17 protein-coding genes and 1 pseudogene are annotated in these 14,817 nt (G+C 32.9%); 12 read left to right on the forward strand and 6 right to left on the reverse strand.

Annotated elements, in window-relative coordinates; genetic code table 11:
• Window positions 1-10 precede the first annotated feature (10 nt).
• The 10 genes from nosZ (at window position 11) to LBU54_RS10170 (ending at window position 9,866) form a co-directional block, all read left to right on the forward strand.
• Window positions 11-1,963 carry a Sec-dependent nitrous-oxide reductase gene (gene nosZ, locus LBU54_RS10125; protein WP_224528961.1) on the forward strand — a complete coding sequence of 651 codons (1,953 nt, stop codon included), beginning with the start codon at window positions 11-13 and terminating at the stop codon, window positions 1,961-1,963.
• 180 nt (window positions 1,964-2,143) lie between these two features.
• Window positions 2,144-2,761, forward strand: a complete 618-nt coding sequence (locus LBU54_RS10130) for a hypothetical protein (RefSeq protein WP_224528963.1) — start codon at window positions 2,144-2,146, stop codon at window positions 2,759-2,761.
• A complete protein-coding gene (locus LBU54_RS10135) occupies window positions 2,758-3,186 on the forward strand; it encodes a nitrous oxide reductase accessory protein NosL (RefSeq protein ID WP_224528965.1) in 429 nt (142 codons plus the stop codon). The genes LBU54_RS10130 and LBU54_RS10135 overlap by 4 nt, the downstream gene beginning before the upstream one ends.
• Window positions 3,187-3,195: 9 nt before the next feature.
• The gene (locus tag LBU54_RS10140) at window positions 3,196-4,437 is read left to right on the forward strand and encodes a nitrous oxide reductase family maturation protein NosD (protein ID WP_224528967.1); all 1,242 of its coding nucleotides are present in this window, start codon (window positions 3,196-3,198) and stop codon (window positions 4,435-4,437) included.
• The gene (locus LBU54_RS10145; protein ID WP_224528968.1) at window positions 4,431-5,138 is read left to right on the forward strand and encodes an ABC transporter ATP-binding protein; all 708 of its coding nucleotides are present in this window, start codon (window positions 4,431-4,433) and stop codon (window positions 5,136-5,138) included. The genes LBU54_RS10140 and LBU54_RS10145 overlap by 7 nt, the downstream gene beginning before the upstream one ends.
• Window positions 5,131-5,913 carry an ABC transporter permease gene (locus tag LBU54_RS10150; RefSeq protein WP_224528969.1) on the forward strand — a complete coding sequence of 261 codons (783 nt, stop codon included), beginning with the start codon at window positions 5,131-5,133 and terminating at the stop codon, window positions 5,911-5,913. The genes LBU54_RS10145 and LBU54_RS10150 overlap by 8 nt, the downstream gene beginning before the upstream one ends.
• A gap of 2 nt (window positions 5,914-5,915) precedes the next feature.
• On the forward strand, window positions 5,916-6,341 hold the full coding sequence (locus tag LBU54_RS10155; RefSeq protein ID WP_224528970.1) for a hypothetical protein: 426 nt from the start codon (window positions 5,916-5,918) through the stop codon (window positions 6,339-6,341).
• 54 nt (window positions 6,342-6,395) lie between these two features.
• Window positions 6,396-6,794, forward strand: coding sequence for a hypothetical protein (locus LBU54_RS10160; protein ID WP_224528971.1), 399 nt, complete (start codon window positions 6,396-6,398; stop codon window positions 6,792-6,794).
• 99 nt (window positions 6,795-6,893) lie between these two features.
• Complete coding sequence (locus LBU54_RS10165; protein WP_224528972.1) at window positions 6,894-7,739, forward strand: hypothetical protein; 846 nt, start codon at window positions 6,894-6,896, stop codon at window positions 7,737-7,739.
• A 126-nt stretch (window positions 7,740-7,865) separates the two neighbouring features.
• Window positions 7,866-9,866: a TonB-dependent receptor plug domain-containing protein gene (locus LBU54_RS10170; RefSeq protein ID WP_224528973.1), complete on the forward strand. Its 2,001-nt coding sequence runs from the start codon at window positions 7,866-7,868 to the stop codon at window positions 9,864-9,866.
• A 14-nt stretch (window positions 9,867-9,880) separates the two neighbouring features.
• On the opposite strand, the gene LBU54_RS10175 is transcribed toward LBU54_RS10170, so the two are convergent.
• The 5 genes from LBU54_RS10175 to LBU54_RS10195 all read right to left on the reverse strand — a co-directional run bounded on the left by LBU54_RS10175 (window position 9,881) and on the right by LBU54_RS10195 (window position 13,361).
• Entirely contained in the window at window positions 9,881-10,345 is a 465-nt protein-coding gene (locus LBU54_RS10175) for a hemerythrin domain-containing protein (protein ID WP_224528974.1), read from the reverse strand.
• Window positions 10,335-11,528, reverse strand: a complete 1,194-nt coding sequence (locus LBU54_RS10180; RefSeq protein ID WP_224528976.1) for a hypothetical protein — start codon at window positions 11,526-11,528, stop codon at window positions 10,335-10,337. Before LBU54_RS10180 ends, LBU54_RS10175 begins: the two co-directional genes overlap by 11 nt.
• A gap of 111 nt (window positions 11,529-11,639) precedes the next feature.
• Complete coding sequence (gene ric, locus LBU54_RS10185; protein WP_224528977.1) at window positions 11,640-12,371, reverse strand: iron-sulfur cluster repair di-iron protein; 732 nt, start codon at window positions 12,369-12,371, stop codon at window positions 11,640-11,642.
• A gap of 50 nt (window positions 12,372-12,421) precedes the next feature.
• Window positions 12,422-12,856: an RrF2 family transcriptional regulator gene (locus LBU54_RS10190; protein ID WP_224528998.1), complete on the reverse strand. Its 435-nt coding sequence runs from the start codon at window positions 12,854-12,856 to the stop codon at window positions 12,422-12,424.
• Window positions 12,857-12,971: 115 nt separating this feature from the next.
• Window positions 12,972-13,361, reverse strand: a complete 390-nt coding sequence (locus LBU54_RS10195) for a hypothetical protein (RefSeq protein WP_224529000.1) — start codon at window positions 13,359-13,361, stop codon at window positions 12,972-12,974.
• 184 nt (window positions 13,362-13,545) lie between these two features.
• Between LBU54_RS10195 and LBU54_RS10200 the strand changes: the two genes are divergently transcribed.
• Window positions 13,546-13,956, forward strand: a complete 411-nt coding sequence (locus LBU54_RS10200; protein WP_224529001.1) for an IS6 family transposase — start codon at window positions 13,546-13,548, stop codon at window positions 13,954-13,956.
• Between the two features lie 103 nt (window positions 13,957-14,059).
• On the opposite strand, the gene LBU54_RS10205 is transcribed toward LBU54_RS10200, so the two are convergent.
• The gene (locus tag LBU54_RS10205; protein ID WP_224529003.1) at window positions 14,060-14,293 is read right to left on the reverse strand and encodes a hypothetical protein; all 234 of its coding nucleotides are present in this window, start codon (window positions 14,291-14,293) and stop codon (window positions 14,060-14,062) included.
• A 151-nt stretch (window positions 14,294-14,444) separates the two neighbouring features.
• Here LBU54_RS10205 and LBU54_RS15425 point away from each other — a divergent pair.
• A pseudogene (locus LBU54_RS15425) lies at window positions 14,445-14,570 on the forward strand (DNA-binding response regulator); the annotation flags it as partial.
• Between the last annotated feature and the right edge of the window lie 247 nt (window positions 14,571-14,817).

Below are 14,817 nucleotides of genomic sequence, written 5' to 3' on the forward strand. Positions count from 1 at the left end.
ACAAAATTATATGAATACAATAGGTAAATATTTGTTGAGTATTACTGCACTTATTTTTATAACAAGTTGCGGTAATAACAACAATTCTAACAATTCTGGCGCTATGTCTTCGAGTAAAGCCGAAAAGGTATATGTAGCACCAGGTGAACATGACGAATACTATGCTTTTATGTCTGGAGGTTATAGCGGTAACTTAACTGTTTATGGCCTACCTAGCGGTAGAATGTTAAAAGAAATCCCTGTATTTTCACAATTTCCAACATCAGGCTATGGTTATTCTGAAGAAACCAAACCGATGTTAAATACGTCTTTCGGATTTGTACCTTGGGGCGACTCTCACCATCCAGATATTTCACAAACTAATGGAGAATTAGATGGACGATGGATTTTTATCAATGAAAATAATACTCCTAGAATAGCACGTATTAGTTTAGAAACTTTTGAAACGGAAGAAATTATTGAATTGCCAAACAGTGCTGGTAACCATGCCTCTTCTTTTGTAACTGAAAATACCGAATATATTGTTGCAGGTACACGTTTTGCAGTTCCTAATCCACAACGCGATATGCCAATTAATGAAATGAAAGGACAATTCAAAGGACCTTTATCATTTGTAAGTATAGCCGATAATGGACGTTTAAATCTTGAATTCCAATTAAACATGCCTGGTTTCAACTACGATTTAGCACATCCAGGTCGTAATAAATCTCATGGTTGGTTTTTCTTTACAAGTTATAATACTGAAGAAGCCAATACATTAATGGAAGTTAACGCTTCACAGAATGATAAAGATTATATCGCAGCTGTGAACTGGCAAAAAATTGCCGAATATGTTAAAAATGGTGGTGGTGAAAAAGTAGCTGGTACATATGCACATAATGTATATGACGAAAAAACACATACAGCGACATCGACAATGAAAGAAGGTGTGATTTCAGTTAATCCAAAAGATGTAGAAGGTGCTGTGTTCTATATTCCTATTCCAAAATCACCTCACGGTTGCGACGTTGACCCGTCTGGTGAGTACATTATTGGTAGTGGTAAATTATCTACAGATTTAAGTGTGTATTCATTCGAAAAAATGTTGACCGCAATAGCAAATAAGGATTTTGTTGACGATTCTTACGGAATACCTGTTTTAAGTTATGAAAACACTATTGCAGGTGTTGTTAAACAGCCAGGACTAGGACCATTACATACTGAGTTTGACGGACAAGGAAATGCTTATACGACATTCTTTATCTCTTCTGAAGTTGTAAAATGGAAATTAGGCACTTGGGAAATATTAGATAGACAACCAACCTTCTACTCAGTTGGTCACCTAATGATACCTGGAGGAAATTCTAGAAAACCATTTGGTAAATACATGGTAGCACTTAACAAAATAACTAAAGACCGTTACTTACCAACGGGACCTGAATTAGAACACTCTGCGCAGTTGTATGATATTTCTGGAGACAAAATGGAATTATTATCAGATTTCCCAACGCATGGAGAACCTCACTATGCCGCAGGAATTAGAGCAGATATCATTAAAGATAAAAGTAAAAAATATTACGAATTATCTGAAAATGAACATCCATATGTGGCTAAGAGCGAAAGTGAATCTACGGTTACACGAAATGGTAATGAAGTTCATATAAGTATGACCATGATACGTAGTCACTTCTCACCAGATAATATTGAAGGTGTTAAGGTTGGAGATAAAGTATATCTGCACTTAACAAATCTAGAACAAGATTTTGACGTACCACACGGATTCTCAATAATTGGTGCCAATACATCAGAAATTTTAGTAATGCCAGGACAAACAAAAACCATTGTTTGGGAACCAAAACGCGAAGGTGTTTGGCCATTCTATTGCACTGATTTCTGTTCTGCATTACACCAGGAAATGCAAGGTTATATAAGGGTGTCTGCGGCAAATGCAAACACACCTCTTAAATTCACCTTAGATGAATAAGAGAGTTGAATAGTTTTAGTGTTAAAAATGTTATTTAACTCAATATGGGCGAGTCGTAATAACTCGCCCATTCTTTTAAATTCAAACTCATAAAACATCACTGACCGCATTACTTTATCCTTGAGATGAGTTATTCTGAGATGTTACATATTACTACAATAAAATATAAAATATTAGCACATGAAATCCGCAAGTATCATAATGATTATAGGCTCAGCTCTATTATTGGGATTATTTGTTTTTCCTTTATGGAGTATTGAGCTAGAAGCTCCACAGTACCCAAATGGTATTGGCATGAATATTCATCTCGATGGGCTTCAAGGTAAAGAAAAACACGATTTACAAAATATAGATGGCTTAAACCATTACATAGGCATGAGTAAACTTCCTAAACCAGAAGATATGTGGGAGTTTAGTGTATTCCCTAAAGTTATTGGAGGTATGGCTGCCCTAGGTGTTATTATTGGATTGTTAGGCCTGTTTAAAGGTATTTCGCCAAAATGGTTTTTAGGTTGGTTGATTCTTATGTGTATATTAGGAGTTTTAGGTATGTACGATTTTAATGCATGGATGGTAGATTATGGTACCAACTTAGATCCAAAAGCTATAATGAAAATGACAGATGCAGATGGTAATCCATTAAGTTACAAACCACCTTTATTTGGCACGAGACATATTTTAAATTTCGTAGCAAAATCTTATCCGCACACAGGCGCATATATGATGGGCTTTGGTATGTTCTTAACCTTTGTTGCTTATTGGTTAGGCAATAAAAAAATGAAATCTATTAAAGCATGAAACGAATAAGCCTTTTACTCATACTATTTACTTTTTTATGTTGCAGTAAAGTACCTGAACCAATTAATTACGGAACAGACATGTGTCACTTTTGTAAAATGACCATCGTCACAAAAACTCATGCTGCTCAAATGGTTACTGGCAAAGGCAAACAATATAAGTTTGATGCTATTGAATGTATGATTAGATTCTTAATTGACAAACAAGAACTTATTTTAGATAGCAACCTATTAATTACGGATTACACCTCACCAGGCACAATGATAAATGCCAAAACCGCGAGCTATGTAATTAGTGAAGCAGTTAGCAGTCCTATGGGAGCCAATCTAACCGGATTTAGTTCTTTCGAGCAAGCCAAAAAAGCAATAAATAATTCATCGGCTGATTATTATGATTGGGATGGTATTTTCAAAAAACTTAACTAAATTAATAGCATGAAACTACTATTTAGTGTTCTTCTTTTTATAATCTCAACCTGCTTTGCATCATCACAGACAACTACTGTTTGCAATGCAGGTTGCGATTTTACATCCATTCAAACGGCTGTTGATAGTTCTAAAAGCGGAGATCGTATTTTCATAAAAAAAGGACTCTACAAAGAATCAAACATTATTATTTATAAAAAATCACTTCACATCTCAGGCGAAGAAGGAACGATTATCGATACACAAAATAACGGTTATGGTTTTTCTGTAGAAGCTACAGATATCATCATTAAAAATTTAATTATAAAAAACATTGAGGTTAGTTATACCAAAGAATATGCAGCCATTTTACTCTTTAAATCTTATGACTTTGAGATAGAAAATGTCACGGTAGAAAACGCATTTTTCGGGTTTTTAATTCAGAAATCTAAGGATGGTATTGTACATAATAATACTATTTCTGGAGAAGGAAAAGCTGAAGCAGATTCTGGTAATGCCATACATCTTTGGCATTGTGAAAACATAAAAATTACCAATAACGATGTAAGGCGCATGCGCGATGGTATTTATTTAGAATTTGGAAGCAATAGTTATATTTCAGACAACTACTCCACTGAGAATATGCGCTATGGATTGCATTTTATGTTCTCTAATGAAAACACTTATGAAAATAACATATTCGAAGCTAATGGCGCAGGAGTTGCGGTTATGTTTTCAAAGAAAATAAAAATGTATAACAACATTTTTAAAAAAAATTGGGGAACGGCATCCTATGGAATTCTGCTAAAGGAAATTAATGATGCCGAATTAAAACACAATATTTTTGAAGATAATACCATTGGTATAAATGCAGATGGTACCAATCGCATAACCTATACAGAAAATACGTTTAAAAATAATGGTTACGCTATAAAAGTGCATGGTGCTTGTTATGATAATATCTATTCAAAAAACAACTTCTTGTATAATTCTTTCGATTTATCATATTCCGGAAATCTCAATAGCAATAAGTTTGAAAATAACTATTGGAGCAATTACACGGGATATGATTTAGACAAAAATGGCATTGGTGATATACCTTACAGACCCGTAAAACTCTTTTCGTATTTGGTAAATCGCACACCCGAAAGTATTGTATTACTACGAAGCCTTTTTATAGATATCATTGATTTTTCAGAAAAAGTATCGCCTGTTTTTACACCCGAAAATCTTATTGACAATAAACCCTTAATGACTGAAGTTACATGGTAGAAATAACCGATTTATATAAAAAGTTTGGGAAGAATGATGTGCTTAATGGAATAAACTTATCGATTAAAGAAGGTGGTATTTTTGCTGTACTAGGTCCGAATGGTTCAGGTAAGACTACTATTATCAAGACTATATTAGGTATGGTAATTCCAGATAAAGGCAGTATCAAAGTTTTTGATGCTAACATTAAAAATAATTCGGACTATCGTCATAAAATAGATTATCTGCCACAGATTGCTAATTTTCCCAGCAACCTAAAAGTGAATGAATTAATAAAAATGATTAAAGATCTTAGAGGTAAAACTGACGCAGACCAAAATCTTATAGAAACATTTAAACTAGAACCTTTTCTGAACAAAAAGCTTGGGACATTGTCTGGAGGCACTAAACAAAAAGTCAATATTGTTTTAACCTTTATGTTTAACAGCCCAATAATCATCTTAGATGAACCAACTACAGGCTTAGATCCTATTTCATTAATTAGATTAAAAGAATTAATTCAGAAAGAAAAAGCCAAAGGAAAAACCATACTTATCACCTCTCATATTATGAGTTTTGTTGAGGAAGTTGCAGATAATATTGTTTTTATTCTCGAAGGAAAAATATACTTCAAAGGCAGTATTGAAGAACTAAAGGCAAAAACCGAACAACAAGATTTTGAGCATGCCATTGCTAACATTTTAACCGAAAACCATGCTTAAGATATTAAAATACAGTTTTTTTGATTTAATGCGCAGCAGCTGGAGCTATGTGTATTTTGGATTCTATCTTCTATTAGGCATTGTATTGCTATTTCTAAATAATGATTTATCAAAAGCCGTCATTACTTTAATGAATGTCATCATTGTATTGGTGCCATTAATCGGCACCATTTTTGGGGTGATGTACTATTATAATTCTAAAGAATTTACGGAGTTATTATTAGCGCAACCACTAAAACGCTCTTCTATTTTTTTAGGTCAGTATTTAGGTGTTGCCATTTCATTATCCATGAGTTTGATTCTCGGTTTAGGCCTTCCTTTTATAGCCTATGGTTTGCTTATGTCTAACGCCATTTGGGATTTTTCTCTACTACTCATTGTTGGTATATTTCTAACCTTCATATTTAGTGCCTTAGCTTTTAATATTGCGCTATCTAACGAAAACAAGATTAAAGGCTTTGGTTACGCCATCCTTTTGTGGTTGTTCCTCGCCATTATTTACGACGGTTTGTTTTTAATGTCGCTCATTTTATTTGAAGACTATCCATTAGATAAAGTATCCTTAATAGGCACAATGTTAAACCCAATTGATCTATCGAGAACGCTAATTCTTTTAAAATTAGATATCTCAGCCTTGCTAGGATATACAGGAGCGGTATTTAAGCAATTCTTCGGTACTAGTTTTGGCTTAATCGTTTCGTTTTTAGCCTTGACTTTATGGGTAGGATTACCTGTTCTGAGAATTATCTATAAATCAAAGAAAAAAGATTTTTAATCATGAAATACAAAACTTTTCACATTCAGGTACTTCTTATAGCTTTACTGATACTAGGTTGCAAAAATGATAAAATTTCAACATCGGAATCCGTTATAATTCCTGAAGGCTTAGTGCTAAAAAATGATGAAAAGTGGATTGCTAATGAAGAAACACATCTTGGCATGAAACGCATAGATTCTATTCTAAAAAATAACACTTCTTCAGATGGAAAAATTTTAGGCGATGCCCTATCTAAAGAAACAAGTTATATTATTAAAAGTTGTGATATGAAAGGTGAACCACATGACCAACTTCACTTAATATTAGTTCCTATTTTAGAGGAAATAACCGACTTAAAAGACGTCACTGAAGTGGATAAGTTAGAAAATAAAGTGACCTATTTAAAAGGCTTAGTTAATATTTATTTTCAATACTTTAAAGCTTAATGTAAGCTGACAAATGTCAGGTAATTTAAGACAAATTTGTCCGATATTCGCATTATGATATTAAAGGTTATTCATAAAATTACAGCACTGTTTCTAACGTTCGTTCTATTAGCGAACAGTATTAACAATGTTGTTATTGTAACTGATTTTGTCATTAATCAAGATTTCATTGCCAAAACACTTTGTATTCAAAAAGAAGAGCAAAAAGGCTGTAATGGTAAATGTCAATTACGAAAAGAACTTGTTCAAAATAATACAGATGGTAATTCTGATGCACCTTCACAAAATAGCAATAGAACACGATTAGATGTCTTTGTAATTTCTGAAATAAATCTAAATACAGACCTTTCAAATATTAACTTACAATCACAACATTTCAATAGTGATTTAAGGTTATTTCAACCTATATCTAAGTTTTACGATTTAGATACGCCACCACCAATTTTAAGTTAATTCTTTTCTGCGTGCATTCCGCACAACTCACTTTACTATGCGTATAAAACACACATAGAAAGGGAAATTACATCCAATTATTAAACAAATAAGAAAGAAATGAAACTTAAATATATATTACCATTAGTACTTTTAGTACTCGTATTCTCATGCTCTACAGACGATGATGATAATACTAATCCTGTAAACGAAGTCGAAGGTTTATTACTAGTAAAAGAAATTGTTAATGGCAACCAAACCATAGAGCTTTTTAACAAAAAAGGTATGTTTGAAACTGGTTACAATGAAATTAGTATACGTCTAAAAGATAATACAACTGATACTTACTACGAAGATGCTATTTTATCATGGATGCCAATAATGCAAATGCCTACAATGCAACATTCTTGTCCTAAATCAGCAATTACAAAAGCGGATGGAAAAGATACGGTTTACAAAGGCTTTATTATCTACCAAATGACTAATATAGACAGTTCTGGATGGTCATTAACGCTAGACTATACCATTGATGGCATGGACTATTCTGTAACAGAAACCATCAATGTTATGCAATACGAAAACCAAAATGTAGCGAGCTTTATGGCTAGCGATGACTCTAGATATATTTTGGCATTAATCGAACCAAAAGACCCAAGCATTGCTATCAATGAAATGAAAGTTGGTTTATTTAAAATGCAAAATATGATGACATTCCCTGTTGTTGAAGATTATACCATTGCTCTAGATCCACGTATGCCTGGCATGGGAAATCACAGTTCACCGAACAATACAGACCTTACTTATAATAGTGTTGATAATTTTTATTTTGGAGATCTATCCTTAACCATGACTGGGTATTGGAAACTGAATCTTAAGTTAATGAATTCTGGTGACGAAGTTTTAAAAGGTGAAGATGTCACCGAAGAAAATGAAGCTAGTAGTCTTTACTTAGAATTAGAGTTTTAAAACTTTTCTTACTGTCATTCAGAACGAGGCACGAAGTGAAGAATCTATTAAAATAACTGACTTTTTTTAGATTCTTCGGCTTTGCCTCTAAATGACAAAATCCGTTAAACGCAAAAAATATTGGCTATGAAAAAGCTAATCACAATAATGCTTTGGATACTCTTTTCATCACTTGGTTTTAGTCAAGAAAAGAAAAACGAGCAAAAAAAAGATACCACAAAGCTCGAAGAAGTCGTTATTAAAACACGACGTAAACTTAGTAGCTACAGGCAAGAAAAAACCTTATCTAGTATAGACGACTATTTAGAAAAGTCTAACAACGTCACCATGATAAAACGTGGTAATTATGCATGGGAACCAACCATAAACAATATGGTTAGTGACCGATTGGTAGTCACTATTGATGGTATGCAAATTTTTGGTGCTTGTACAGATAAAATGGATCCAATCACCTCTTATGTCGATGTTTCAAATCTTGAAAAAGTAACCGTAGGTTCTGGCCAAGAAGGCACGGAAAATGGACATTGTGTGGGTGGAGGAATCGATTTGCAATTACCAACTTCAAAATTTAACGAATCTGGTCTAAAAACAAGTGCAGATTTAGGCTATGAAACCAACGGCAACTTTATTGCTACAGGTTTAGACCTGGAGTATTCTGGACAGAAGTTCTTTATTAGCGCTGACGGAATTTTCAGAAAATCTGAAAACTATGATGCTGGTAATAATTTAGAAGTTTTATATTCTCAATTTCAGAAGTATAATATTTCGTTACAATCAGGTTATAAAATTTCAGAAAATCATAGCGTCGATGCCAATATTATTTATGATAGAGCAACAGATGTTGGCTATCCTGCCTTACCAATGGATGTGTCTTTAGCCGAAGCCCTAATTACATCTTTTACACACAACTATAAACCAGAGGATAAAGCCTTAAAAACGCTTGAAACCAAGTTGTATTTTAATACAATTACACATATTATGGACGACACCAAACGTCCAGATGTACCAATACGTATGGATATGCCTGGCTGGAGTGATACTTTTGGGTTTTATAGCAAAGCAGATGTTTTAAAAGGAAAGCATCACTTTACATTTAACCTCAATGGGTTTTATAACAAATCGCTTGCTGAAATGACCATGTTTTCTAACAATCCTAATGAGCCAGATATGTTTATGTACACATGGCCAGACATTAGAACCTTATACTCTGGTATTTTCGTAAAAGATGATTGGCATTTTGCTGATGGTAAATCATTATCGTCATCGGTGAGATTGGGCTATCACACCAACAGAATTGCAAAAGAAGTTGGTGTTGAAAGTCTTCAAATATTTCATCCCAATATTGACGACCAACAAAGTCGATTTTTAATGAGTCTGGCATCTTCTTATAACATAAAAAAGGAAGATTCAAATATCGCTTTTGGTCTAGGCTACGGAGAACGTGCGCCATCGGTGAGCGAAGGCTATGGATTTTTCTTATTCAATAGTTTTGATAATTACGACTATATAGGAAATCCCAATTTAAAAAATGAAAAAGCACTCGAGGCTAACTTTAGTTTCTCAAAAACTTATGATAAGTTTAAAATTGGTTTAGAATCTTCTTATTTCTATATCATGGATTACATCATAGGCGATATTGCACAAAATGTAAGTTCTATGACCATTGGTGCCAATGGAGTCCGTGTATATACTGCCTTAGATAACGCTTCAATTTTTGATGTGTATGTAAATAGTAGTTATACTATTTCTGCTAGATTTTCAGTAAACGGAACTGTAGGTTACAACTACGGCAAAGGTAGTAATAGTGAAAATCTACCATTAATTAGACCATTTTCTTACTTCGCTGAATTAAATTATAATAAACCCAAGTTTAATGCTTCCTTACAACTCGATGGTAACGGTAACCAAAGTAATTACAGTAGTTTTTATGGCGAAAATGAAACCGCTTCTTATGCTATTTTAAATCTTAATTTGGGCAATGCCTTTTATGGCGAAAAAGGAAGAACCATTTTAAAATACGGCATAGAAAATATTTTAGATGCCAACTATTCCACCTATGCAGATTGGAATAATATTCCGAGACAAGGACGTAATTTTTACATCAATATATCTTATGTATTTCCTTGAAATGTTTATGAATATTACTTTATCCAAAATACATCTGTCGTATTCTCAACAAAAGATTCAGAATTATGAATTTTTTCAATATGAAGAAATTCTGCTTCTGTTGCTACGTTCTGAATTTCAGGAAAGAGTACACGTTCTTCAAACCTAATATGTTGTTCTAATTGGTCTTCAATATGTTGCAAGGTTATGGTGTCATCATTGCTTTTTTCAAACAATTGTATTATGTTTTTGTGTTCTGTCAAGGCACGTTTTACCAATTCATGGTCATTGCCTAAAACAGGAAAAATGTGTGTTTCTTCTATTTCAAAATGCGGAATTAAATGGGTTTTGTAAAACCAACTGGCATACGTCCTAATGCGTATTGGTGCTATATGATATCGAAAACCCATTCTAATTTTATAACACAATAACAAGCCAAAATGATGCTCTCTGCTTAATGGTTGCAATGCTTTATGTCTTTTTAAAGGTTTAAGTGGCATACGTTTTTTGTTTAATACTATTGAATAAAATAAAACAAATCCCTAAAGGCAATAAAATGCTAAATAAAAACAATAGTAGATAATACTGTGGAAGAATTCCACTTTTAAAATAATACTTAATACCTTGTATTAACAACAATAATTCTGTTAACGCAAAGCCTAATACAAAACTATAGATTCCAAAAGTTAATGATTTTGAAACCGTAACCAAATCACTTTTCAAAATAAAAGCAAATAAAAATCCAGTAATAACACCAAGCATTAATAAATGGATAAAGCCAATAATAAAATTGCGATGCTCATAAACCACTTGCGAAAATTCAGGTAAAATGGAAAGTGACTGAAATATCACTTTTAAGAGAAAACAAATTAGCGTAAAAACGTACATATAAAATACCAGTTTGTTTTTCTGATTAGCTAGAGTATTGAATTTCGGTTTTAAAACTTGAAAGAATTTATACAACACTAAAATTTGAATTACAACACCAAAACCATTAATCCATAATAAACTATCATGAGGTGCAAACCATTGAATTGGCAATGCAAAGGTTAATACAGTTGATGTTATTAATAACCAGAAAAACTGTCTGAATATTTTAGAATTTTGAATATTTAAAAGATGAAAAAAGACCGCTAAAGCAGCTATTAAAAACCAGCCATTAAACTGAAAATGCAAAAAGAATTGTATCGCTATTTGATAAAACGCCGAAGTCTGACCAAGTGTTGCTACTGCTGGACCTAAGCACCAAACACCAAATGTAGATACAACCATAAATAGCAACGCTGTTTTTAACAACTTTTGACTTACACTTGATGTGATTTTATGATGTTTCCAAATCAAATACACAAAGTAATAACTACAAAAAATATGTAAGGTTGAAAACGAAATGGAAATAGCAGCATACCCTTGAAACGGGAAACTCAGCATCATACCAACAACGGCAAATTCGGTTAACCAAAACAACCGATTGAAAACCTTGAGTTTCTCGGGCACAAAATAATGCACAAAAAGAACATACAACATTAAGTACACCCAACCCAACATCGCTGCATGAGAATGCGCGTGCGTTAAAAACCTATAATTAATACCAATAGAGTCTATAAACGAAAAACGCAACGCCAAGCCCATTAGCGCAGCAATAAAGAAATTAATTAAACAGACTATGACTAATTTTTTTGGCATCTTTTAAATTGATGAAGTAGAAATGTAATGAATTAAGATAAAAATCCTGAAATGTTTAGGGGAACATTTCAGGATTAAACTACAGGTTAAAGAGTAAATAAAGGGTTGCTATTAATCAAATTGTGTTTCTAAGGCTATAGCTTTAGGGAATAAAATATTATTTTCTAGGTGAATGTGTAAATGCAAGTCTTTTTCAAATTCTTCTAGCATAGCAAAGGCTACTTTATACGTATTACAAGCATCAGCTGGTGGATTGTAATTGTCTGTTAATTCTGCAATGTCTCTAAAACGTTGGCCTTCATTATCGTGTTCTTCCTTCATCATAGCAATTGGATTTTCTACAGTGCCAAATTGCGGTGATTGGATTGCTTCATTTTTTAATTTAGCACTAACCATTCTTTTTACAAACGGAAAAAGGATAAGTTCTTCTTTTTTCATATGTGATGCTAATTCGCCTGCCGAAGCTGTAAATAGCTCGTTTATTTTAAACAACTCTGGATGACGCTCGCCATGCACACGACATAATTTGTTTAAAAACTGAAGTAACACAGGTATTTTTTCTTCTACATATCTGTGGTGTTTTTTCTCAATATATTCTGCCAACAAGTCTAGTGGCCAAGACTTATAGTCAATACTTTCGCCTGTTTTAGCATTTAAAACGTCATTTAGTTCTGCTATAAGCACAGCTTCATCAATTCCTTTTTTTTCGCAGGCTTCGGCGACTGTTCTATTACCATTGCAGCAAAAATCAATTTTGTATTTAGCAAAAATAGCTGCAGTTCTAAAATCGTCTGCCACATACTGCCCTATTTCTTTTTCGGTGTTTTTTTGTAATACTTCCATATTTATAATTTATTTCGGACAAATCTATCCTATTTATATTGAAATTTTTTTTAGGTTTTTAAAAATGAAACACCAGACTTAATCTCTAGCGCTAATTGTTCTAACGTTGTGTTGTCTAGCATGTCCCTCAACTCTTCTCTTACCAACTTAAATTTATCGTGTACAGGACATGGATGATTTTCGTCGCAAATATGTAATCCTAAACCGCAACCATTGTAAATACTATCACCATCAATAGCATAAACGATTTGAGATAGTTTTGTCGTCTCAATTTTTGTTTTATCAATCTCAAAACCACCATAAGCACCTCTTACAGAAGTTATGATATTATGTCTTACTAAGGCTTGTAGAATCTTTGCTGTAAAGGCTTGAGGTGAATCTATATTTTCAGATATTTCTTTCGGACTCACACGCTTATTTTCCGCTGAGTTCACCGCAATATATATCGCTGCTTTTATACCATACTCGCAAGCTTTCGAAAACATGTCTAATGCTTAATTAAATTTAAAGTACAAATATACATAACTCTTTTTAATTAGGACTTATTTATCCTATTTAAAAATCAAACCGTAGAAACTTTATTAAAACGTAAATAAGTACTTAACTATGTTTTGGACAATTAGAACATTGACACTTATCGCCCTCACATGTACAGTTTCCATCTTCATGGACAGTACAAGTCATAGCTGTATTGTGTTCTTTACAATTAGCACATTTACATTTCTTTCCATCGCATTTGCATTTTCCATCTTTATGTGCATCGCAGATCATGGCAGAATCTGTTGGCTTTAGCTTCATATTACAAACAGGACAATCCACATCATCGTTTGCATAGACTTTGCCATCTTCGCAATCCATTGGGCAAGCATAAGCCATAGCAACTTGAGAAGTATTATCCTCTTGCTTTTCTTTATTATCCTTACAAGATGTAAAACCAATAAAAAGTCCTAGTACCGTAAAGAAGAAAAGTCTAGATATAAGTGTTTTCATAACAAATAAATTAAACATAAAATTACTAAAAATATTACAGCTGAGTTTCGCTTTATACCATATTCGGATAACTTAATCATGTCTTGAACATTTAGAGAACGGATTTTTAATTCCTATACATCAACGGTTCTGTTGCATCTATAGAATCAAGTTTAAAGAAATTATATCATTGAATTAAATGTTTATGTTCAAAGGTCATTGTTTTCTAAAGTCAATCATTATTCAAGCCGTTTATTTCAAGTTTAGATTCGGGTTGAGTTATCGTGAGATTGAGGAACTCATGGCCATACGTGGTGTTAAAGTAGACGATGCTACCGTCCAACTATGGGTATTTAAGTTTACCCCGCTTTTAGAAAAAGAGTTTAGGAAACGTAAGAAATCTGTTGGAAGAAGATGGCGAATGGGTGAAACCTATGTCAAGGTCAGGAGTAAGTGGTGTTATTTATATAGAGCGGTTGACAAACAAGGCAATACCATCGATTTTCTTTTGACTAAGAGACGAAAGTGTATGAGTGCTCAATCGTTTTTAATCAAAGCGATTGAAAATAATGGTAGGCCAGAATTAATCAATATCGATAAGTTTGAGATGGAATAAACAGGTGAAAAATTTACAAAATGATTAAATTTTAAATATTTCTAATTCTTTTTTATTCGTTTTCAACACATTTTCAAACGAATTAAAACGTTTTCAATACACATTAATTTTTATTTAAACTGGTACTGTTTCCTGAAGTTTCTTCAAATAATTCGTGAGTAATGCTCTGTTGATGTTCTGGAGTTACTGACCTTAAGTATTCTAGCAGATCTATCGAAGTTGGATATCGATTGGTGCTGTTTTTTAATAACCCTGTATAACTTCGCCAATCATATATAAAGTTTTGTATGGCCTTGTTGACTTGCACCTCACCTATTTCTTGTTGTAATCTATACATAGCTAGGACACCTTTATTGTAATACACAAAATCTTGATGCTCCACTAGGGCAAGAGAAGGTTCTGAGACAGCTTTTTTTCTTTCCTTATCATAAATCTCTTCTTCTTTAAAAAATTGTTCTACCTCCTCTTCTAAATAATTTTCTGAAGTTCATAAATCATTTATAGTTGCGAATAAACATATCAAGGAAACTGAAGGGAATAGAATTAGGATCGATGATTATAAAATACCCGTAGGTAAAACCTATAAAATGAATTTAAACAACTTGTTTAGCTGATCTATTTGTTAGGTCTTTTTACTATTCGTAGATCATCGACTTTCAATGTTATGATTAAGAGGTTTGCACTTTTTCTTTCGGTTTTATAAAGTACACCGCGCCAATTAATTGGTTATTTAGCAAAAATGGTAAAAATAGGATGTATTTAATCACCATAGAAGAAATCAATTATAAAGTCAAGACTCCCGCTTAATAAGGCACTAGAAAAGTCTATTTCAGATTTCATTCAATCCACAATGTACATTAT

The sequence above is a fragment of the Winogradskyella alexanderae genome (assembly GCF_020166335.1).
In the GTDB taxonomy this organism is placed as follows: domain Bacteria; phylum Bacteroidota; class Bacteroidia; order Flavobacteriales; family Flavobacteriaceae; genus Winogradskyella; species Winogradskyella alexanderae.

What these genes read in the sequence shown, in the direction of transcription:
- nosZ (WP_224528961.1), top strand. Translation starts at nt 11, where the DNA reads ATGAATACAATAGGTAAATATTTGTTGAGTATTACTGCACTTATTTTT.
- LBU54_RS10130 (WP_224528963.1), top strand. Translation starts at nt 2,144, where the DNA reads ATGAAATCCGCAAGTATCATAATGATTATAGGCTCAGCTCTATTATTG.
- LBU54_RS10135 (WP_224528965.1), top strand. Translation starts at nt 2,758, where the DNA reads ATGAAACGAATAAGCCTTTTACTCATACTATTTACTTTTTTATGTTGC.
- LBU54_RS10140 (WP_224528967.1), top strand. Translation starts at nt 3,196, where the DNA reads ATGAAACTACTATTTAGTGTTCTTCTTTTTATAATCTCAACCTGCTTT.
- LBU54_RS10145 (WP_224528968.1), top strand. Translation starts at nt 4,431, where the DNA reads ATGGTAGAAATAACCGATTTATATAAAAAGTTTGGGAAGAATGATGTG.
- LBU54_RS10150 (WP_224528969.1), top strand. Translation starts at nt 5,131, where the DNA reads ATGCTTAAGATATTAAAATACAGTTTTTTTGATTTAATGCGCAGCAGC.
- LBU54_RS10155 (WP_224528970.1), top strand. Translation starts at nt 5,916, where the DNA reads ATGAAATACAAAACTTTTCACATTCAGGTACTTCTTATAGCTTTACTG.
- LBU54_RS10160 (WP_224528971.1), top strand. Translation starts at nt 6,396, where the DNA reads ATGATATTAAAGGTTATTCATAAAATTACAGCACTGTTTCTAACGTTC.
- LBU54_RS10165 (WP_224528972.1), top strand. Translation starts at nt 6,894, where the DNA reads ATGAAACTTAAATATATATTACCATTAGTACTTTTAGTACTCGTATTC.
- LBU54_RS10170 (WP_224528973.1), top strand. Translation starts at nt 7,866, where the DNA reads ATGAAAAAGCTAATCACAATAATGCTTTGGATACTCTTTTCATCACTT.
- LBU54_RS10175 (WP_224528974.1), bottom strand. Translation starts at nt 10,345, where the DNA reads ATGCCACTTAAACCTTTAAAAAGACATAAAGCATTGCAACCATTAAGC.
- LBU54_RS10180 (WP_224528976.1), bottom strand. Translation starts at nt 11,528, where the DNA reads ATGCCAAAAAAATTAGTCATAGTCTGTTTAATTAATTTCTTTATTGCT.
- ric (WP_224528977.1), bottom strand. Translation starts at nt 12,371, where the DNA reads ATGGAAGTATTACAAAAAAACACCGAAAAAGAAATAGGGCAGTATGTG.
- LBU54_RS10190 (WP_224528998.1), bottom strand. Translation starts at nt 12,856, where the DNA reads ATGTTTTCGAAAGCTTGCGAGTATGGTATAAAAGCAGCGATATATATT.
- LBU54_RS10195 (WP_224529000.1), bottom strand. Translation starts at nt 13,361, where the DNA reads ATGAAAACACTTATATCTAGACTTTTCTTCTTTACGGTACTAGGACTT.
- LBU54_RS10200 (WP_224529001.1), top strand. Translation starts at nt 13,546, where the DNA reads ATGTTCAAAGGTCATTGTTTTCTAAAGTCAATCATTATTCAAGCCGTT.
- LBU54_RS10205 (WP_224529003.1), bottom strand. Translation starts at nt 14,293, where the DNA reads ATGTATAGATTACAACAAGAAATAGGTGAGGTGCAAGTCAACAAGGCC.